At 67.7% G+C, this 20,332-nt stretch carries 16 protein-coding genes and 1 tRNA gene; 7 read left to right on the plus strand and 10 right to left on the minus strand.

All coding sequences use genetic code 11. From position 1 onward, the window contains the following. Positions 1 to 99 precede the first annotated feature (99 nt). The 6 genes from AC1Q6V_RS19545 to AC1Q6V_RS19570 form a co-directional block, all read right to left on the minus strand. Entirely contained in the window at positions 100 to 1,290 is a 1,191-nt protein-coding gene (locus AC1Q6V_RS19545; RefSeq protein ID WP_010810101.1) for an amidase, read from the minus strand. 37 nt (positions 1,291 to 1,327) lie between these two features. Further along, positions 1,328 to 2,341 (minus strand): ABC transporter ATP-binding protein, encoded by a 1,014-nt coding sequence (locus AC1Q6V_RS19550; protein ID WP_439668761.1) that lies wholly within the window; start codon positions 2,339 to 2,341, stop codon positions 1,328 to 1,330. Positions 2,342 to 2,351: 10 nt separating this feature from the next. Beyond that, complete coding sequence (locus AC1Q6V_RS19555; protein WP_454750819.1) at positions 2,352 to 3,383, minus strand: ABC transporter ATP-binding protein; 1,032 nt, start codon at positions 3,381 to 3,383, stop codon at positions 2,352 to 2,354. 3 nt (positions 3,384 to 3,386) lie between these two features. Beyond that, complete coding sequence (locus AC1Q6V_RS19560) at positions 3,387 to 4,274, minus strand: ABC transporter permease (RefSeq protein ID WP_010810098.1); 888 nt, start codon at positions 4,272 to 4,274, stop codon at positions 3,387 to 3,389. Between the two features lie 10 nt (positions 4,275 to 4,284). Beyond that, positions 4,285 to 5,235, minus strand: coding sequence for an ABC transporter permease (locus tag AC1Q6V_RS19565; RefSeq protein ID WP_010810097.1), 951 nt, complete (start codon positions 5,233 to 5,235; stop codon positions 4,285 to 4,287). 122 nt (positions 5,236 to 5,357) lie between these two features. Then, positions 5,358 to 6,980: an ABC transporter substrate-binding protein gene (locus AC1Q6V_RS19570; protein WP_454750820.1), complete on the minus strand. Its 1,623-nt coding sequence runs from the start codon at positions 6,978 to 6,980 to the stop codon at positions 5,358 to 5,360. Between the two features lie 215 nt (positions 6,981 to 7,195). Between AC1Q6V_RS19570 and AC1Q6V_RS19575 the strand changes: the two genes are divergently transcribed. Further along, positions 7,196 to 8,443 (plus strand): Zn-dependent hydrolase, encoded by a 1,248-nt coding sequence (locus AC1Q6V_RS19575; protein WP_010810095.1) that lies wholly within the window; start codon positions 7,196 to 7,198, stop codon positions 8,441 to 8,443. A gap of 22 nt (positions 8,444 to 8,465) precedes the next feature. Here the strand turns inward: AC1Q6V_RS19575 and AC1Q6V_RS19580 are convergent, their stop codons facing one another. The 3 genes from AC1Q6V_RS19580 to AC1Q6V_RS19590 all read right to left on the minus strand — a co-directional run bounded on the left by AC1Q6V_RS19580 (position 8,466) and on the right by AC1Q6V_RS19590 (position 10,086). Beyond that, on the minus strand, positions 8,466 to 8,813 hold the full coding sequence (locus AC1Q6V_RS19580) for a hypothetical protein (RefSeq protein WP_011615103.1): 348 nt from the start codon (positions 8,811 to 8,813) through the stop codon (positions 8,466 to 8,468). A 156-nt stretch (positions 8,814 to 8,969) separates the two neighbouring features. Continuing rightward, entirely contained in the window at positions 8,970 to 9,770 is an 801-nt protein-coding gene (locus tag AC1Q6V_RS19585; protein ID WP_454750821.1) for an IclR family transcriptional regulator, read from the minus strand. Positions 9,771 to 9,999: 229 nt separating this feature from the next. Then, a tRNA-Leu gene (locus AC1Q6V_RS19590) sits at positions 10,000 to 10,086 on the minus strand. A gap of 273 nt (positions 10,087 to 10,359) precedes the next feature. Between AC1Q6V_RS19590 and AC1Q6V_RS19595 the strand changes: the two genes are divergently transcribed. Next, positions 10,360 to 10,734, plus strand: a complete 375-nt coding sequence (locus tag AC1Q6V_RS19595) for a VanZ family protein (RefSeq protein ID WP_010810092.1) — start codon at positions 10,360 to 10,362, stop codon at positions 10,732 to 10,734. On the opposite strand, the gene AC1Q6V_RS19600 is transcribed toward AC1Q6V_RS19595, so the two are convergent. Next, positions 10,709 to 11,566, minus strand: a complete 858-nt coding sequence (locus tag AC1Q6V_RS19600) for a 23S rRNA (adenine(2030)-N(6))-methyltransferase RlmJ (protein WP_010810091.1) — start codon at positions 11,564 to 11,566, stop codon at positions 10,709 to 10,711. The two genes, AC1Q6V_RS19595 and AC1Q6V_RS19600, sit on opposite strands and share 26 nt — an antisense overlap. Before the next feature lie 156 nt (positions 11,567 to 11,722). Here AC1Q6V_RS19600 and mnmC point away from each other — a divergent pair, with 156 nt between their 5' ends. The 5 genes from mnmC to lon all read left to right on the plus strand — a co-directional run bounded on the left by mnmC (position 11,723) and on the right by lon (position 20,210). Next, complete coding sequence (gene mnmC / locus AC1Q6V_RS19605; protein ID WP_439668767.1) at positions 11,723 to 13,696, plus strand: bifunctional tRNA (5-methylaminomethyl-2-thiouridine)(34)-methyltransferase MnmC2/FAD-dependent 5-carboxymethylaminomethyl-2-thiouridine(34) oxidoreductase MnmC1; 1,974 nt, start codon at positions 11,723 to 11,725, stop codon at positions 13,694 to 13,696. Positions 13,697 to 13,924: 228 nt separating this feature from the next. Continuing rightward, on the plus strand, positions 13,925 to 15,280 hold the full coding sequence (gene tig / locus AC1Q6V_RS19610; protein WP_010810089.1) for a trigger factor: 1,356 nt from the start codon (positions 13,925 to 13,927) through the stop codon (positions 15,278 to 15,280). A gap of 103 nt (positions 15,281 to 15,383) precedes the next feature. Next, entirely contained in the window at positions 15,384 to 16,034 is a 651-nt protein-coding gene (gene clpP / locus AC1Q6V_RS19615) for an ATP-dependent Clp endopeptidase proteolytic subunit ClpP (RefSeq protein ID WP_011615108.1), read from the plus strand. A gap of 231 nt (positions 16,035 to 16,265) precedes the next feature. After that, the gene (gene clpX, locus AC1Q6V_RS19620) at positions 16,266 to 17,543 is read left to right on the plus strand and encodes an ATP-dependent Clp protease ATP-binding subunit ClpX (protein WP_010810087.1); all 1,278 of its coding nucleotides are present in this window, start codon (positions 16,266 to 16,268) and stop codon (positions 17,541 to 17,543) included. A 255-nt stretch (positions 17,544 to 17,798) separates the two neighbouring features. Next, a complete protein-coding gene (lon, locus tag AC1Q6V_RS19625; RefSeq protein ID WP_010810086.1) occupies positions 17,799 to 20,210 on the plus strand; it encodes an endopeptidase La in 2,412 nt (803 codons plus the stop codon). Positions 20,211 to 20,332: the final 122 nt, after the last annotated feature.

Raw genomic sequence — 20,332 nt, forward strand, 5'->3', positions numbered from 1 at the left:
TCAGGCTGTGGCTTCGCGGAAGCCGCGGGCCGGTCCTGGCGAAACGATGCCGGCATCGACCTCGCCGTCGGCATGCCGCGTGCCCCTTGCCTTACTGGTTCACGCCTTGTGCGCCATGATCCGCTCCGCCAGTGCCACCAGGCTGCGGTCACTGCCCGCCGGCCCCAGCAGCGAGATGCCGAGCGGTGCGCCGTCGCGGCCGGCCAGCGGCAGGTTCAGCTGCGGGAAGCCGCTCAGCGGCGTCAGGCACAACGTCTGGGCGGCGAGGTTGCGGTAGGTCTCCAGGGACTCGATCGGTTCGGCGCGCAGCGGCGCGATATCGGGCATGGTCGGCAGCACCAGCACGCCGTCCGGCCCCAGCAGGCGGCCCAGGTGCGCGGTGAAGTCGCGGCGTACGGCACTGGCTTCGTCGAACTGGCTGCGGGTGACGGCCTTCGAGAAGGCGAAGCGTGCCGCGACATCGGCACCCAGCTCCAGCCCGTGTTGCTCGATCAGTTCGCCGTCGCTGCGCCACGCCTCCCAGCCCTGCACGTAGCGGAACGCCCACCACAGGTCGGACAGCGGCCGGTCGGCCACGGTGGCAGGCGCGGCCCGGCCCAGCGCGGTTTCGATCCGGGCGACAGCCGGCGCCAGCGCGTCGCGGGCCTCCGGGGTCGGCTGGGCGAACAGGTCGGTGGCAAACAGCAGCCGCGGCGCGGCCGGCAGCGGCGCCGGGTCCGCGCCGAACAGCACCTCGGCCACGCGCGCGAAGGTGCCGATGTCGCGCGCAAAGAAGCCGCAGGTGTCCAGGCTTTCGGACAGCGGCAGGCAGCGTTCCAGCGAAATGCGCCCATGCGTGGGCCGGATGCCGAACAGGCCGCAATGGCTGGCCGGCGCGCGCACCGAGCCGCCGGTGTCGGAGCCCAGCGCAAAGTCGCACAAGCCGTTCGATACCGCCGAGGCCGAGCCCGACGACGAGCCGCCGGTGATGCGCTCCGGTGCCGCGCCGTTGACCGGGCGCCCGTAGTGGGCGTTCTGGCCGTTCATGGAGAAGGCCAGCTCGTCAGTGTGGGTCTTGCCGACGAAGGCGGCGCCGGCGTCCAGCAGCCGCTGCACCGCCGGTGCGGTCGCGGCCTTGATGCCCGAGCGCGCCAGCACGTGCGGATTGCCGCCGCCGGTCGGATAGCCAGCTACGTCGAACAGGTCCTTCACGGCAAAGCTCAGGCCCCGCAGCGGGCCGCTGGCGGCGTGCGGGACGGCGATCTGTGGGTACGGCATGAAGGCACGGGCAGGATGGGTGGCAAGCGTCATGGGTGGCCTGGAATACGTTGGGGTTCTGGGATGGGGGTCATGCCGCGGTGGCGACCGCGGGCTCGGCGGCCAGCACGCAGCTGACGCGGTGCCCGGTGCCGACGGTGACCGCCTGCGGCACCTCGGCCAGGCATTGCGGGCGCGCATGCGGGCAGCGCGGTGCAAAGGTGCAGCCTGGCGGCAGCGCGGCCAGGTCGGGCGGGGCGCCGCCGATGGCCTGCAGCCGCTGGCCGCGGTCCATGCCATGCTGGCGGCTCTGCAGCAGGGCGATGGTGTAGGGGTGGCGCGCCGCGCGCAGCAGGGTGCGGATCGGGCCTTCTTCGACAATGCGCCCGCCGTACATCACCGCGACGCGGTCGGCGATCTCCACCGCGGCGCCGATATCGTGGGTGACGAAGACGATGGACAGCCCCAGTTCGCGCTGCAGCTCGCGCAGCAGGATCAGCACCTGGATCTGCACGGTGGCGTCCAGCGCGGTGGTAGGCTCGTCGGCCAGCAGGATCCTGGGCCGCGCCGACAGTGCCAGCGCGATCATCGCGCGCTGGCGCATGCCGCCCGACAACTCGTGCGGATACGCTGCCATCCGCCGCTCCGGGCTGGGAATGCGCACGGACTCGAGCGCCTGCAGCGCGCGCGAGCGCGCCTCGGCGGCCGAGACCTTGTCGTGGGTGCGGATGCATTCGACGATCTGCTGGCCCACGGTGTAGACCGGGTCCAGCGCCAGCAGCGGCTCCTGGAACACCATCGCCATGGTGCCGCCGCGCAGCCGGGCCAGCGCGCGCTGGTCGAGCGCCATCACGTCGGCGCCGTCGACGCGGATCTGGCCTGCCATGCGGGTGCGGCGCGGCGGGTGCAGACGCATCAGCGCGCGCAGCGTGACGCTCTTGCCGGAGCCGGATTCGCCGATCAGGGCCACGGCCTCGCCGGCGCCCACGTCGAGCGAAACGCCGTTGACGGCGCGGATGGTCTTGCCGCCGCCGGAGAAGGTGACGTGCAGGTCCCGCACCGAGATCATCGGCGCGCCGGGTGTGCCTTGCGGGTTGGTGGACATGGTGGGCTCCTCAGGGTGCGGCGGCCAGCAGGCAGGCGACCGGATGCCCGGCCACCAGGTCGGTCAGCTGCGGCTCGCGCCGCGCGCACACGTCCTGCGCCATGGCGCAGCGCGGATGGAAGCTGCAGCCGGACGGCGGGTTGATCGGGTTGGGCGGGTCGCCCGCCAGCGGCGCGACCGCGGTGCGGCGGTCGGGGTCCATCGACGGCATCGACGTCAGCAGCGCGCGCGTGTACGGGTGCGCCGGGTGCCGATAAAGGGTCTCGGTATCCGCGATCTCCACCACCTTGCCCAGGTACATCACCATCACGCGGTCGCACAGGTAGCGGATCACGTTGAGGTCGTGGCTGATGAAGACGTAGGTCAGGTCGAACTCGGCCTTCAGGTCCAGCAGCAGGTTCAGCACCTGCGCCTCCACCGACTTGTCCAGTGCCGAGACCGCCTCGTCCAGGATCACCAGCCGCGGGCGCAGCGCCAGCGCGCGGGCAATGTTGACGCGCTGGCGCTGCCCGCCCGACAGCTCGTGCGGGTAGCGCCCGGCAAAGCGTGCCGGATCGAGCCCGACGCGCTGCAGCAGGTAGCGGGCGCGCTCGGTGGCTTCGCGCGCCGGCACGCCATGGACGCGTGGCGTGAAAGCGATCGACTCCTCGATGGTCAGGCGCGGGTTCAGCGACGAATAGCTGTCCTGGAACACCATCTGCACCTGGCTGCGGAACTGCTTCATCGGCAGCTGGGCCGAGCCCACGCCCTGCGCGTCGAAGATCAGCTCGCCGCGGTCCTGCTGCGTCAGCTGCATCAGCAGCCGCGCGGTGGTGGACTTGCCGCAGCCGGACTCGCCGACCACGCCCAGGGTCTCGCCCTTGAGCACGTCGAAGCTGACGCCATCGACCGCGCGCACGGACGCGGCGCGCGCGCGCAGGCCGGGCAGGCCGGACTTGATGGGAAAGTGCTTGACCAGCTGGTGGGCAATCACCAGCGGCTGCGCCGGGCCGCCGACATCGCGGCCGGCCTGTGGCGAAGGGGCCTGCATCAGTGCTGGCATGGTTCAGTCCTTGATTTCCATGGCCGAGCGGATGCCGTCGGCCAGCAGGTTGAACGAGACCGAGGTCAGGAAGATCATGGCGCCGGGCAGGGCGGCAACCCACGGCTGGGTGTAGATGGCCGTGCGCAGCGTGTTGAGCATCAGGCCCCACTCCGGCTCCGGCGGCTTGACGCCCAGGCCCAGGAAGGACAGCCCGGAGGCCAGGATCATCGACACCGAGATCAGGCTGGTGGCATAGACGAAGATCGGTCCAAGCACGTTGTTGAGCACATGGGCGCGCACGATGGTCAGCGACGATGCCCCGGAAGCACGCGCCGCATCGACAAACTCGCGGTTGCGCACCTGGGTGGTCACGCTCTCGGCCACGCGCACGATCTGCGGGATAAAGACGATGGTCAGCGACAGCAGCGCATTGCCCACGCCCGCGCCCAGCGTGCCCGACAGCGCGATCGCCAGCAGCACCGACGGGAAGGCGTACAGGATGTCGGTGAGCCGCATGATCACGGTGTTGGTCCAGCCGCCGGCATAGCCTGCGACGATGCCGAGTGCGCTGCCGATGACAAAGGCCAGCAGCACCGGCGTGATGCCCATGAACAGCGACAGCCGCGCGCCCAGCATCAGCCGCGACAGCATGTCGCGTCCCAGCTCGTCGGTGCCGAGCGGGAAGTGCTCGGTGCCGATCGGCTTGAGGCGCTTGAGGATCGATGCCGCGTACGGGTCCGCCGGCATCAGCACCGGGGCGAACAGCGCCATCAGCACCAGCCCCAGCAGCACCAGCGCGGCCAGCATGGCCAGCCGGTTGCGCAGCAGGCGCCGGCCCACCGTGGTCCAGTAGCCGGGCGAGCGCTGCACCGCGGCGGCGGCCGGTGATTGATCGACAGTCATGTCCATGGCGGTCTCCTCAGTTGCGCTGGATGCGCGGGTCGAACAGCGTCTGCAGCGCATCGACCAGCAGGTTGAGCAGCACGAAGAACACGGCCAGCACCAGGATGGTCCCCTGCAGCAGCGGGAAGTCGCGCTGGAAGATGGCGGAGTTGAGCAGGAAGCCGGTGCCGGGCCACGAGAACACGGTCTCGATCAGGATCGAGCCGCCCAGCAGGTAGCCCAGCTGCAGGCCCATCACCGACAGCGCGGTCGGCGCCACGTTCTTGAGCACATGGCGGAACACTGCCAGGTCGGACAGGCCGCGCGCGCGCAGGCCGACGATGAACTCGTTGGCCAGGATCTCGGCCACCAGCGCGCGCACCGTGCGTGCCACGATGCCCATCGGGATCACCGACATGGTCACCGCCGGCAGCAGCATGTACTGCATGTGCTCCCAGTCCCATGCCCAGTCGCCCGAACCGCCCGGCCCGGCGCCGGTAGCCGGCAGCCAGCCCAGCAGCACCGAGAATGCGATCACCAGCACCATGCCGAGCCAGTAGTGCGGGATGCTGACGCCCAGCACCGACAGCAGCGAAGCGGTGCGGTCGGCCACGGAGTCGCGCAGGTAGCCGGCGACAAAGCCGAACAGGCAGCCGAAGCTGAAGCCGATCAGCGTGGCCACGGTGGCCAGGCGCAGGGAATTGACCACGGCGGCGCCGACTTCGGCCATCACCGGGCGGCTGGTGGCGATGGACGTGCCCAGGTCGCCTTGCAGCGCGCGGCCCAGCCAGTGCACGAATTGCTCCAGGAAGGGCTTGTCGAAGCCATAGAGTGCGGTCAGCTGGCGGCGCAGCTCTTCCGAGGCGTCGGGCGGCAGCACCGACACCAGCGGATCGCCGGGGGCGATATGGACCAGCGAGAAGCACAGCAGCGCCACCCCGAGCAGGATGGGGATGGCATAGAGGATGCGGCGGAACAGGTATTGCATGGGAGGATCCGGCAAGTTGGGGCGTGCGTGCGCCGTGCGCGGCACGCGGGGAAGACCGGGCGGGATTGCCGGGCCGCGCGGCGGCGGGGCTGCCGCGCGGCGTCCGTCGGGCGCGGCCGGGATCAGTCCATCGACATCGTCGCGATATCGATAAACCAGCTCTGCGGCTGCACCACGCCCTTGACCTTCTTCGAAATCGCGCGCGGGCCGACGTCGTGCGCGATCAGCACGAACGGCGACTCCTCGACGATGCGGGCATGCAGCCTGGCCAGCGCCGCGTCGCGCGATTTCTCGTCAAACGAGGTGCGCGCGTTCTCGATCAGCTTGTCGAACTCGGCATTGCCGAAGTAGCCCCAGTTGTTCGAGACCGGCGGCTGGGTCTTGGTGCTGACAAAGCGCACCATGGCGAAGAACGGGTCCATTGCCGCAAAGCTGACGTTGATGGCATTGGCGCCGTGCGCGCTGGCGTCCTTGGCGCCGACGCGCCAGTTGGTGAAGAGGGTGTTCCACTCGACCACGTCGAAGTCGACGTCGATAAAGCACTCCTTCAGGTTCTGCTGCACGTATTCGTTCATCGGCAGCGGCTGCATCTGGCCGGAACCCGACGCCGACACCTGCACCTTCACCTTGACCGGTTTGGCGGCGGAGTAGCCGGCCTCCTGCATCAGCTTTTTGGCAGCGGCCGGGTCGTACTTGATATCGAACTTGGGATTGCCCCACCACGGGTTGCCGGCTTCGACGATGCCCTTGGCCTCGGCCATGTAGCCGCCCAGCAGCGTCTTCAGCCCGCTGCGGTTGACGCACAGGTTGGCGGCCTGGCGCACGCGCTTGTCCAGCCATGGCGAGCCGGGCGCGAACGACAGCTGCCACGGCCACATATGCGGCTGCGCATTGGCATAGACCTGGAAGCCGCGGCTCTTGATTTGGGCGATGGCGTCGGGTGCCGGGGCTTCGATCCAGTCGACCTGGCCCGACAGCAGCGCGGCGGTGCGCGCGTTGGCCTCGGGCATCGGCACCATCACCACCTTGTCGATCTTTGGCACGCGCTTCGTGTCCCAGTATTGCGCATTGCGCACCACTTCCAGGCGCTCGCGCGGCACGAAGCGGCTCATCCTGAACGGCCCGGTGCCGGCGGCATCGGCGGCAAACGCGACCCAGGCCTGCTTGGAGCGCTCGACCGGATCGGTGACCGAGGCCGGCACCGCGGCGAATTTCTTCTCCCACTGCGTGGGCGAGGCCATGAACAGGTTGGTCAGGTTGTAGGGCAGGAACGAATCCGGCTCGGAGGTGACCAGCTCCACGGTGAGGTCGTCGATCTTCTTGGCCGTGCGCAGCGTCGGCATGCGCGAGGCGGTCACGCCGACCTGGCTGGGATCGAACTGCCTGGCGGTCTTGTCCAGCACTTTGCCGACGTTCCAGACCACGGCATCGGCGTTGAACGGGGTGCCGTCGTGGAACTTGACGCCGGGGCGCAGCTTGAACACCCATCTGGTCTTGTCGGCGGCGTCGACCTTCCATTCGGTGGCCAGGCCCGGGATCAGCAGGCTGGGGCCGTTGCCCCGGGACAGGTCCCATTGGGTGAGGCCGTCGTACATCGGGATGCCGGAGAAGCGGTTGCCCTCGAAGCCCTGGTCGGGCTGGCCGAGCGTGCGCGGGATGTCGGCGGCGGTCATGCCGATGCGCAGCACCTTGTCGGCATGGGCGGCACCGGGCAGCGCGAGCAGCGACAGCACGGCGGCGCTCATGACCGAGGCAGCTGACTTGAGACCTTTCGCGAGAAGGGAGGGATCGTGGTGCACAGGCTTGCTCCTGGGTTGGCTTGAGGGGACGGATGTCTGCAAAGCAAGTCATGTGCCACGGTGGCAGGGCCGGGAATACGGGCCGAAGTGCCGGCTACGGTGGTCTGCTTCTTGCTGAACCTGCTGCCGTTTCCTCTCCCTCACCCCACCCGCAACCAGACATGGACCAGCTACACCTTCCCCGCATCAATGGCGCCCGCCTGTGGCAATCGCTGATGGACCTCGCCGCGATCGGCGCCACGCCCAGGGGCGGCGTGTGCCGCATCGCGCTGACCGAAGCCGACCGCAAGGGGCGCGACCTGGTGGTGCAGTGGTGCCGCGAGGCCGGGCTCGACGTGCGCGTCGACGAGATCGGCAACGTCTTCGCGCGCCGCGCCGGCAGCGACCCCGACGCGCGCGCCGTGGCCACCGGCAGCCATATCGACACCCAGCCCTCGGGCGGCAAGTTCGACGGCAACTTCGGCGTGCTGGCCGGCCTGGAAGTCATGCGCACGCTCGACGACCTGGGCATCGTCACGCGCGCGCCGCTGGAGGTCGCGTTCTGGACCAACGAGGAGGGCACGCGCTTCACGCCGGTGATGATGGGCTCGGGCGTATTTGCCGGAGAGTTCGACGCGGCTTTTGCGCGCGCCCAGACCGATGTGGATGGCGTCAGCGTGGGCGACGCGCTGGCGGCGATCGGCTACCGCGGCGCGCAGCCGGCGGGCGCGGTGCCGGGCGGCATGTTCGCGGCCTACTTCGAGGCGCATATCGAGCAGGGGCCGGTGCTGGAGGCGGCCGGCCTGCCGATCGGCGTGGTCTCGGGCGCGCTGGGCCAGCAGTGGTACGACGTGACCGTGACCGGCATGGACGCGCACGCCGGCCCGACGCCGCTGGCGCTGCGCCACGACGCGATGCTGGCGGCCGCGCGCATGGTCGAGGCGGTCAACCGGATCGCGCGCGACGAGGCACCGCACGGGCGCGGCACGGTCGGCTATCTGCAGGTCACGCCGAACTCGCGCAACGTGATTCCGGGCCGGGTCGATTTCTCGGTCGACTTCCGCAACCTGTCGCAGGCCGGGCTGGACCGCATGCACGCGGCCATGCAGGCGGCATTCGAAGGCATTGCTGTGGCCGCCGGCGTGGAGGTCGAGATCCGCCAGGTGGTGAAGTTCGAGCCGTGCGTGTTCGCGCCCGAATGCGTTGACAGCGTGCGGCGCGCGGCCACGGCGCTGGGCCTGCCGCATATGGACGTGGTCAGCGGCGCCGGCCACGACGCGGTCTACGTCGCGCGGCGCGCGCCCACCGGCATGATCTTCGTGCCGTGCAAGGACGGCATCAGCCATAACGAGCTGGAAGACGCGCTGCCCGAGCATGTCGAGGCGGGCGCCAACGTGCTGCTGCAGGCCATGCTGGCGCACGCGCGCTAGGCGCCCGCGCCAGATCCAGAGGCTAGTTGCAGATCGTGCCGGGAACCGGCTTGCCCGAGGCGGTCAGCCCCTGGCACGCATCGCCGCTCGCCAGGCTGGTATCCGAGGCCGCGGCCGGTGACAGCTTGAGCTTGCCTGCCACGGTGCAGCACCCGCGGGCTGGCGGCGGCGCTGGCGTGCGCTTGGTCGCCGGCAGCGGCGCCGGCCCACCGGCTTCCGCGGTTTCTTCCGCATCAGGAAAGACGCACTGCCCTTGCTGGCAGATCCGCTCTCCTTTGCACTGCATGTCGTACTGGCATCCGGCAGCATAGGCGAGCGATGACCAGCCAGCGGCCATCGACGCTGCCAACAGCAAGGCAGGGAATTTCATATGCCCTCCGATCAGGGCTGAGGTGAAGATGCCGGAACGGCTCGGTGCCGCTCCGACACCTTCAGCATAGATCGCGGCAAGGGTCCGCGAAAGGCACTGGCACTCAGGTGTTCTACCACCCCTGCGCGAGTTGGCCTGCCTTCGCCGTGCCGGGCCTCAGTGTGCGATCGAACGCGAGATCGCCCGCGCGCATTCCATCACCAGTGGCGCCAGCTTTTTCTGCGCCTCGGCCATGCCCCAGCGGCTGGCCGGCGGCGACACGTGCACCGCGCCGACCGCAACGCCCTGGCTGTTGACGATGGGCGCGGCCAGGCCCATGTCGCCGATGAACAGTTCCTCTTCATTGCTGGCGTAGCCCAGCCGGCGGCACGCCGCCACGCGCTCGAAGATCGCATCCACGCCGGTCAGCGTCGCGGGCGTGCGCGCCACGCGTGCCGACTGCTCCAGCATCGCCAGGACCTGCTCGTCGGGCAGCGTGCTGAGGTAGGCCCGGCCGGAGCTGGTGCAATACATCGGGATGCGCATGCCCACCGGCGTCAGCACCGGCATGTGCTTGGCGGTCATCAGCTGGGCCACGTAGACCATGTCCAGCCCGACCGGCTCGGTCAGGTTGGCGGTCTCGCCGCTGGCCGCGGCCAGCTGCGACAGGTAGGGGCTGGCCACCGGGATCAGCGCATCGGCCGCCAGATAGTTGTAGCCGATCTCCATCACCCGCGGCGTCAACCGGAAGCGCCGCGTCTGCGGGTGCTTGTCGACATAGCCCAGCGCTTCCAGGGTATGGATGGTGCGCTGCGCCGAGCTCTTGTTCATGCCGGTCAGCGCGGCCAGTTCCGACAGGGTCAGCGTACGGTGGACGCCGTTGAAGGCGCGCAGGACTTCGAGGCCTTTTTCGAGCGACTGGTTGAACAGCGGGTTGTCGCGGTCGGGCGCGGGTGGCGGGACGGGTTTTGACGGCATAGTTGCGTCGCGGGCGAAGGGACCGGGCGGCACCATCCACGGGATGGCTGCACCACGATGAGTGAGTATTGCACCAATATACATATGTATCGATTATCGATACGATGGCGAAATGATACCGTCACTGGCGCAGGCTGGAAAGTGCCGCGGCGCGGGGGTGCCTGCCGGAAAAAGCGTGCCGAAGGGGATTGGGAAACGGAAGTTGTCAGCCCGCCACTAGAAGGGCGGGTGGTGCGAGGGAGGGGACTCGAACCCCTACACCATTGCTGGCGTCAGGACCTAAACCTGGTGCGTCTACCAATTTCGCCACCCTCGCGGTCCTTGCGGCGCTGCCCGGGCGGGCGGCCGCGATGCTCGCTGGCTTGCGCCGGACAGGAAAGCAAAAAAGGCGGCTGGAACTGCCCGCCTTTCTTCTGTCCGCTCTGCCGGCTCTGGCCGCCGAACCGTGGTGTCGGCATGGCTTGCGCCTGTAGTGCAACGAGGCTGCGGATTGTAGCGCAAGGCGCGGGGGGAATCCAGCCCCGCCGGGGGCTCCGGTGCCTGCGGCAGGCGGCAGGGATATATTGTCGGCTTTCCAGATGACGCACACATGCCGATGATTGCCGTCCCGACCCTGACCCCGCTGCGCTGGCGCCTGCTGTTCTGGGGCTGCGCGGCCGCGGTGCTGGCGCTGTCGCTGATGCCGCCGACGCAGCCCCTGCCGACCACCGGCTGGGACAAGGCCAACCATATGCTGGCGTTCGCGGTGCTGGGCGTGCTGGGCCGGCGCGCCTACAGCGGCCGTGGCTGGGCCGTCTTGCTGGGGCTGGTGGCGTACGGCGCGCTGATCGAACTGCTGCAGGGGCAGACCGGCTACCGCGAGGCCGACTGGCTCGACCTGCTGGCCGACAGCGTCGGCCTGGCCGCGGGCATGGCGCTGGACTGGCTGGTGCGCCGCCTCAGTTCTCCTCGGCTTCGAGCGTGAACCTTGCGCCATCGTCCTGGCCGAGCAGGTCGGTCAGCACCGGCATGGCCTGCTGCAGCGATTCCTTCAGCCGCCACGGCGGATTGACGATGAACATGCCGCTGCCATGCAGGCCCAGGCCGCCCTCGACCGGATGCCTGACGGTCAGGGTCACGTGCAGCCAGCTTTTGAGCGGCAGGCCCTTGAGCTGCACCGGCAGCTGCGCCGATTCGCGCCGCTGCACCTGCGGGTACCAGACCGCATAGACGCCGGTGGCAAAACGCTCCAGCCCGTCGCGGATGGTCTGCACGGTGCGGGCGTAGTCCTGCTTGTCCTCGTAGGACGGGTCGACCAGCACCAGCGCGCGGCGCGGCGGCGGAGGCAGGATGGCCTTGATGCCGCCGAAGCCGTCGCCGTCGTACAGCATGACGCGGCGCCCGGCGCCGCGGAAGTTGTCGCGCAGCACCTGGATCTCGGTGCTGTGCAGCTCGAACAGCCGCAGCCGGTCGTGCTCGCGCAGCATCTGCCAGGCCAGCCAGGGCGAGCCGGGGTAGTGGCGCAGGTTGCCGTCCGGGTTGAGCGCGCGCACCTGGTCCAGGTATTCGTCCAGCATCGCCGGCAGCTGGGTGCCGCTGGCGGCGGCACGCCACAGCGGTGCGATCCCGGTTTCGAATTCGGCCTTCTTCTGCGCGTAGGCGTGATCCAGCGCGTAAAGGCCGGCACCGGCATGGGTGTCGATATACCAGAACGCCTTGTCCTTCTGCGCCAGGTGCTCAAGCAGTTGCACCACGACGGCGTGTTTGAGGACATCGGCATGGTTGCCGGCGTGGAAGGCGTGACGGTAGCTGAGCATGTGGAGCGGGGCGCCTGGACGGCGCAAATCAAGGGGCAGGGCGATGCGGTCTGCGGGAAGGCCGCTATGCTACCATCCGGCGCGAATTACCAAGCCCGCTCCCACGCCCCGGCGAATCCGCCCGGGCATTTTGCTTTTCGCCGAATTTCCTGTCCCATGCCGCGCGCACTAGAGCCCGCCGAGCCGATCCTTTCTGCCGAAGGCATCCCGTATTCGCCCCGCTACGACGACGTCTACCACAGCACCGAAGGCGGGCTGGCGCAGGCCGCCCATGTCTTCCTGGGTGGCAACGGCCTGCCGCAGGCGTGGGTCGGTCAGCGCCAGTTCGTCATCGTCGAGACCGGCTTCGGCCTGGGGCTGAATTTCCTGGCTACCTGGCAGGCGTGGCGCGATGATCCCCAGCGCTGCGGCACGCTGCATTTCGTCTCGATCGAAAAGCACCCGTTCACCCGCGAAGGGCTGGCGCAGTTGCACGCCGGGCTGGACGGGCTGCAGCCGCTGGCGCAGGCGCTGCAGGCGCAATGGCCGCTGGCGCTGCCGGGCCTGCACCGCCTGGCCTTCGACGGCGGGCGCGTGGTGCTGACGCTGGCACTGGGCGATATCGAGCAGATGCTGCCGCGGCTGGCGGCCGGCGCGGATGCCTTTTACCTGGACGGTTTCGCGCCGGCGCGCAATACGGAGATGTGGTCGCCGCAAGTGTTCCGCGGACTGGCGCGGCTGGCCCGGCCAGGCGCCAGGCTGGCCACGTGGGCGGCCGCGGGCTTTGTGCGGCGCGGGCTCAAGGAGGTCGGTTTCGAAGTCAGCAGGGCGCCCGGCTTTGGCGGCAAGTGGCAAATGACCGTCGCGAGCTTCCGCCCGCAATGGAAAGCGCGCCGCCATGCGCCGCCACTGCCGGCCCAATGGGCCGAGCGCCATGCCATCGTGATCGGCGCCGGCCTGGCCGGCTGCGCCGTGACCGAACGGCTGGCCGCGCGCGGCTGGCGCGTGACGCTGTTCGATGGCCACGACGGGCCGGCGCGGCAGACCTCGGCGCATCGCGCGGCGGCCATGCACGCACATTTGTCCGCCGACGACAGCCTGCTGTCGCGGCTGTCGCGCACCGGCAACCAGTACGCGCTGCGTGCCTGGGCGGAGTTGGCCGAGGCCGGCCATGCGGTCGGCTGGCATGGCTGCGGCGTGCTGCAGATCGGCGAGGACGAAGCCGAGGGCGAGGCCCAGCGCGCCGCGCTGGCGGCGATGCGCTTGCCGGAAGGGTTCGTGCGCTGGATGAGCGCTGAAGAGGCGGCAGCGGCCCACCATGCCGGCGTGCCGCGTGGCGGCCTGTGGTTCCCGCAAGGCGGCTGGGTGGCGCCGCCTGACATCTGCTCGGCGCAGCTGGCGCAAGCGGGCGCTGCGGTGACGGCACGTTTCGGCTGCCGGGTTGCTGCAATCGCGCGCGTCGACGGGCAATGGCAGGCGCTCGGGCAGGACGGCGAAGTGCTGGCATCGGCGCCGGTGCTGGTACTGGCCAACGCGCATGAGGCGCAGCAACTGCTGCCGCAGCAGCACTGGACCATGCGGCGCGTGCGCGGGCAGCTGACCGCGCTGGCATCCGCGCAGGTGGATGCGCTCGGCGGCTGGCCGGATTGCGTGGTGACTGGTGCCGGCTACCTGCTGCCGCGCACCGCGGACGGCGCTGGCCGGGTCGGCTCCAGCTACGACGCCGACGAGGGCCCGCTGGTGGAGCAGCCGGCGGTCCACGCGGCCAACCTGGCGCGCCTGTCCGGCATGCTGCCGCGCCAGGCCGATGCCGTGGCCGCCATCGATCCCGCGACGCTCTCCGGCTATGTCGGCGTGCGCACGGTCACGCACAACCGGCTGCCGCTGGTCGGCCAGGTCCCTGACGAGGCCGCCGCACTGGCGCAGGCCGCATCGCTGCGCGGCGCGCACTTGCGGGACCTGCCGCGCATGCCCGGGCTCTACGCCGCCCTTGCATATGGCTCGCGCGGCCTCACCTGGGCAGCGCTGGGCGCGGAACTGCTGGCCAGCCAGATCGAGGGCGAGCCGCTGCCGCTGGAGTCGGACCTGGCCGATGCGATGGATCCGGCACGCCTGCTGCTGCGCGCGCTGCGTCACGGGCACACGGGATAGCGCCGTGGGTCCGGCGGGCGGTTCCAGGCCCGTTCCGGGCAAAATCTGCCGGAAGCGAATGAAAACCGTGCGATAATCCCCGTTTTCCGTTTGCGCGGAGCTTCCCGTTCGCCGGTGCGCCGCCCGGCCGTCCTGTCGTGACGGCGCCGTGGCGGTAAAGCGGGCGGTACATGCGCAAGCGGTAGCACCTACGAACACAACTACATTTTCTGGATTGGATCTACGACCATGTCGAACGTGATTGAGAACCTCGGCAAGCTGGACCGCAAGGTGACCCTGGCCATCCCCAAGGCCGAAGTGGAGAAGGAAAAGCAGGAGCGCCTGGTTCGCCTGTCGAAGACCGTGAAGATGTCGGGCTTCCGTCCGGGCAAGGTGCCGATGAAGATGGTCGAGAAGCAGTACGGCCAGCAGGTCGAGTTCGAAGTGCGCTTCGACAAGGCCGCGCGCAAGTTCTTCGACATCACCAAGGAACAGGACGTCAAGGTTGCCGGCCAGCCCAAGTTCGAGATCAAGAACGACGGCGTGGGCGAGGACGAAGTCGCCTTCGACGCCACCTTCGAGGTGTACCCGGAAGTGACCATCGGCGACCTGTCGGCTGCCGAAGTCACCCGCACCGGCACTGAAATCACCGATGCCGAAGTCGACAAGACCATCGACATCCTGCGCAAGCAGCGCGTGCACTACCACGCCCGCGGCGAAGCCGGCGAGCATGGCGACGGCGGTGCCGACGTCGCCGCCCAGAACGGCGACCGCGTGACGCTGGACTTCGTCGGCAAGATCGACGGTGAAGAGTTCGCCGGCGGCAAGGCCGAGGACTTCCCGTTCGTGCTGGGCGAAGGCCGCATGCTGCCCGAGTTCGAGCAGGCCGCGCTGGGCCTGAAGGTCGGCGAAAGCAAGACCTTCCCGCTGGCCTTCCCGGAGGACTACCACGGCAAGGAAGTGGCCGGCAAGACCGCCGAGTTCACCGTGACGCTGAAGAAGATCGAGTGGGCGCACCTGCCGGAAGTCAATGATGCCTTCGCCAAGTCGCTGGGCATCGCCGACGGCAGCGTCGAGAAGATGCGCGCCGACATCCGCGAGAACCTCGAGCGCGAAGTGAAGCGCCGCACGCACTCCATGCTGAAGGACCAGGTCATGGAAGCGCTGCTGAAGGCCAGCGAGCTGGACGTGCCCAAGGCCCTGATCGAGCAGGACCAGGAACGCCTGGTGGAAATGGCCCGCCGCGACCTGGAGCAGCGTGGCATGCCCAACGCCAAGGACATGCCGATCCCGGCCGAGATGTTCGCGCAGCAGGCCGAGCGCCGCGTCAAGCTGGGCCTGATCCTGGCCGAGATCGTCAAGGCCAACGGCCTGGAAGCCAAGGCTGACCAGATCAAGGCCGAGATCGAGGACTTCGCCAAGAGCTACGAAGACCCGAAGGAAGTCATGCGCTGGTACTACGGCGACCAGCAGCGCCTGGCCGAAATGGAAGCCTACGTGCTCGAAAACAACGTGGTAAATTTCGTATGCGGCAAGGCCAAGGTCACCGACAAGAAGGTGTCCTTCGAGGAACTCACCGCCGAAGGCAACCAGCAGCAAGCCTGAGGCCGGAAGTGACCCGCAGCCCCGCGCCACGGCGTGGGGCGGGGGCAGCTTCCCGAGTTACCCCGGATTGCCTTGCGATCCGACGAATCCATGGAGAACATGCATGACCCGCAATGATTTGCTTGACCGTCTCGCCACCACGCAGGCTTCGGCACTGGAAACCCAGGGCCTGGGGCTGGTGCCGATGGTCGTCGAGCAGTCCGGCCGGGGCGAGCGCGCTTATGACATCTACTCGCGCCTGCTGAAGGAGCGCGTGGTGTTCATGGTGGGCGAGGTCAACGACCAGACCGCCAACCTGGTGGTGGCCCAGCTGCTGTTCCTCGAGAGCGAGAACCCCGACAAGGACGTGTCGCTGTACATCAACTCGCCGGGCGGTTCCGTATCGGCGGGGCTGGCGATCTACGACACCATGCAGTTCATCAAGCCGGACGTGTCCACGCTGTGCATGGGCATGGCGGCAAGCATGGGCGCGTTCCTGCTGGCGGCTGGCGCCAAGGGCAAGCGTTCGGCGCTGCCCAACTCGCGCATCATGATCCACCAGCCGCTGGGCGGCGCGCGCGGCCAGGCCTCTGACATCGAGATCCAGGCGCGCGAGATCCTGTACCTGCGCGAGCGGCTCAACACCATCCTGTCCGAGGTGACGGGCCAGCCGGTCGAGAAGATTGCGCGCGATACCGATCGCGACAACTTCATGAGCGGCGACCAGGCAGTTGACTACGGCCTGATCGACAAGGTCCTCGCCCGCCGCGGCTGATGCAGCGGGCCGCCGTGGCGCAATCCGCAGCGGCGGCCGGCCAGGCTGGCACGGGCTCAAATGGCGAAGGCTACACCGGAACGAGGCCCCGTGCCTCGTTTTTTGCTTTTGCCCCACAGCCGGGGGGAACCGCCGGTGGTGCCAATTGTTTTGGCGTATGATGCGTTTGAAGCGTATCGCTGGGGAGCCTGTCGCCCCGCGGTGTGCGCCCTGCATAAGTGACTGATTCCTATGGCGGACAAAAAAGGTTCATCCAGCGAAAAGCTTCTGTACTGCTCCTTCTGCGGCAAGAGCCAGCATGAGGTCAAGAAGCTGATTGCCGGCCCGTCGGTGTTCATTTGCGACGAATGCATCGACCTGTGCAATGAGATCATTCGCGACGAGGCCACGGCATCCGAGAAAGACGCCGCCGCGGCCGCGCGCTCGGACCTCCCCACGCCCCACGAGATCCGCGAAAGCCTGGACCAGTATGTGATCGGCCAGGAACAGGCCAAGAAGATCCTGGCCGTGGCGGTCTACAACCACTACAAGCGCCTCAAGCACCTCGGCAAGAAGGACGATGTCGAGCTGTCCAAGAGCAACATCCTGCTGATCGGGCCGACCGGCTCGGGCAAGACGCTGCTCGCGCAGACGCTGGCGCGCCTGCTCAACGTGCCGTTCGTGATCGCCGACGCGACTACGCTGACCGAAGCCGGCTACGTGGGCGAGGACGTCGAGAACATCATCCAGAAGCTGCTGCAGAACTGCAACTACGAAGTCGAGAAGGCGCAGCGCGGCATCGTCTACATCGATGAGATCGACAAGATCTCGCGCAAGTCCGACAACCCGTCGATCACCCGCGACGTGTCGGGCGAGGGCGTGCAGCAGGCACTGCTCAAGCTGATCGAAGGCACCATGGCATCGGTGCCGCCGCAAGGTGGCCGCAAGCATCCGAACCAGGACTTCCTGCAGGTGGACACGACCAATATCCTGTTCATCTGCGGCGGCGCCTTCGATGGCCTGGAGAAGGTCATCATGCAGCGCTCGGACAAGACCGGCATCGGCTTTGCCGCGCAGGTCAAGAGCAAGGAAGAGCGCGACGCCAGCGAAGTGCTGCCGCAGACCGAGCCGGAAGACCTGATCAAGTTCGGCCTGATCCCCGAACTGATCGGCCGCCTGCCGGTGGTCGCCACGCTGTCCAAGCTGGACGAGGCCGCGCTGATGCAGATCCTGGTCGAGCCCAAGAACGCGCTGGTCAAGCAATACCAGAAGCTGCTGGCTATGGAAGGCGTCGAGCTGGAAATCCGCCCGGGTGCGCTGAGCGCCATCGCCCGCAAGGCGATCCGCCGCAAGACCGGCGCCCGTGGCCTGCGTTCGATCCTGGAGCAGTCGCTGATGGACGTCATGTACGACCTGCCCAACTACAAGGGCGTGCAGAAGGTGGTGATCGATGAAAATACGATCAACGGCGATGCACCTCCGCTGCTGATGTACGAAGAGCAGCAGCCCAAGGTGGCGGGGTCCAACTGACGCGAGGGCTGCCAGACGTGGTAAGTGGTCGGGACCACACCGGCAGCCGGGCGAAAAGGCCGTTCGCGTAGAAGCGAGCGGCTTTTTTTGTTTATTTCTACCGACGAGAGGGAGGAAACGCGGGTATGCTGTTTCAGAGGGGCCAGCAAGTGCAGGGAGCGGCATCTGCCTGCCTTGATGAATCGATTGGCACGTATCTTGTAATCGATTCGGGCGGCCCAATTTACGCCTTAAATGACTGACTTGGGGAAAATGATGTCCGGAACACAACTCCTCCCGGCCGAGCCGATTCGCCTCCCACTGTTGCCGCTGCGCGACGTGGTGGTGTTTCCGCACATGGTGATCCCGCTGTTCGTGGGACGCCCGAAGTCCATCAAGGCGCTTGAGACTGCGATGGAGGCGGGCAAGAGCATCATGCTCGTGGCCCAGAAGACGGCGGCCAAGGACGAGCCGACCGCCGACGACCTGTATGAGGTCGGCTGCATCGCCAATATCCTGCAAATGCTGAAACTGCCCGACGGTACCGTGAAGGTGCTGGTCGAGGGTACCCAGCGCGCGAATATCCGCGAGGTGAGCGAGGACGATGCGCACTTTATGTGCGAAGCCGTGCCCGTGCCGCCCGCACCTGGCGAAAGCGCCGAGACCGAGGCCCTGCGCCGCGCGATCGTGTCGCAGTTCGACCAGTACGTGAAGCTCAACAAGAAGATCCCGCCCGAGATCCTGACCTCGCTGTCGGGCATCGACGAGGCAGGCCGCCTGGCGGACACCATCGCCGCGCACCTGCCGATCAAGCTCGAGCAGAAGCAGAAGATCCTGGAGATGGTCAATGTGACCGAACGCCTGGAAAGCCTGCTGTCGCAGCTCGAGGGCGAGATCGACATCCTCCAGGTTGAAAAGCGCATCCGTGGCCGCGTCAAGCGCCAGATGGAGAAGAGCCAGCGCGAGTACTACCTGAACGAGCAGGTCAAGGCCATCCAGAAGGAACTCGGCGAGGGCGAAGAAGGCGCCGACCTGGAAGAACTCGACAAGCGCATCAAGGCTGCGCGGATGCCGAAGGAAGCCAAGAAGAAGGCCGACGCCGAATTCAAGAAGCTCAAGCTGATGTCGCCGATGTCGGCCGAAGCCACCGTCGTGCGCAACTACATCGACACGCTGGTGAACCTGCCGTGGCGCAAGAAGAGCAAGGTCAACAACGACCTCGCCAACGCCGAGCGCGTGCTGGATGAAGACCACTACGGCCTGGAGAAGGTCAAGGAACGCATTCTCGAGTACCTCGCGGTGCAACAGCGCGTGGACAAGGTGAAGGCACCTATCCTCTGCCTGGTCGGGCCTCCCGGCGTGGGCAAGACCTCCCTCGGCCAGTCGGTGGCGCGCGCGACGAACCGCAAGTTCGTGCGCATGGCACTGGGCGGCGTGCGTGACGAGGCCGAAATCCGCGGCCACCGCAGGACCTATATCGGCTCGATGCCGGGCAAGATCCTGCAGAGCCTGTCCAAGGTCGGCGTGCGCAATCCGCTCTTCCTGCTCGACGAGATCGACAAGATGGGCATGGATTTCCGCGGCGATCCGTCGTCGGCGCTGCTCGAGGTGCTGGACCCGGAACAGAACCACACGTTCCAGGACCACTACATCGAAGTGGACTTCGACCTGTCCGACGTGATGTTCGTGGCGACGTCGAACTCGCTCAACATCCCGCCGCCGCTGCTCGACCGTATGGAAGTGATCCGCCTGTCGGGTTACACCGAGGACGAGAAGGTCAATATCGCGCAGCGCTACCTGTTGCCCAAGCAGATCAAGAACAACGGTCTGAAGGCAGGCGAGATCGAGGTTGCCGAAAGCGCGATCCGCGACATCATCCGCTACTACACGCGTGAAGCGGGGGTGCGTTCGCTGGAACGCGAGGTCTCCAAGATCGCGCGCAAGGTGGTCAAGCTGCTGCTGCTGAAGAAGGAGTCGGGCACGATCAAGGTCGATTCCGAGAACCTGGACAAATTCCTCGGCGTGCGCAAGTACGATTTCGGCCTGGCCGGCAAGGAAAACCAGGTTGGCCAGGTCACCGGTCTGGCGTGGACCGAGGTGGGCGGCGATCTGCTGACCATCGAAGCCGCGATCATGCCGGGCAAGGGCAACATCACGCGTACCGGTTCGCTGGGCGATGTGATGAAGGAGTCGGTCGAGGCCGCACGTTCGGTGGTGCGTTCGCGGGCACGCCGCCTGGGTATCACGGATGAGATGTTCGAGAAGCGCGACATCCACATCCACGTGCCTGAAGGCGCCACGCCCAAGGACGGCCCGTCCGCAGGCGGTGCCATGACCACGGCGCTGGTGTCGGTGCTGACCGGCATCCCGGTGCGCGCGGATGTCGCCATGACCGGCGAGATCACGCTGCGCGGCGAGGTGCTGCCGATCGGGGGCCTCAAGGAGAAGCTGCTGGCGGCCCACCGGGGCGGCATCAAGCTGGTGCTGATCCCGGAGGAAAACGTCAAGGATCTGGCCGAGATCCCCGACAACGTGAAGAACGCCATCGAGATCGTGCCGGTCCGCTGGATCGACAAGGTGCTGGAACTGGCGCTCGAGCGCAAGCCCGAGGCGTTGCCTGAAGAAGATGCCAAGCCCGCCGAAGTGGCGGACAAGGCCACGGCCAAGGTTGAGCGTCTGCATCACTGACACAGCTTTGGCCGCATGAACGAAACGCCGCGGGGCAGCGATGCCCGGCGGCGTTTTTTTTGCGCGCACAGGTCTTGGCAAACTGAAATCACCTGTATTACACTTGCGCCCTCGCAACGCAA

This window comes from Cupriavidus sp. GW823-FHT07B10, assembly GCF_058794355.1.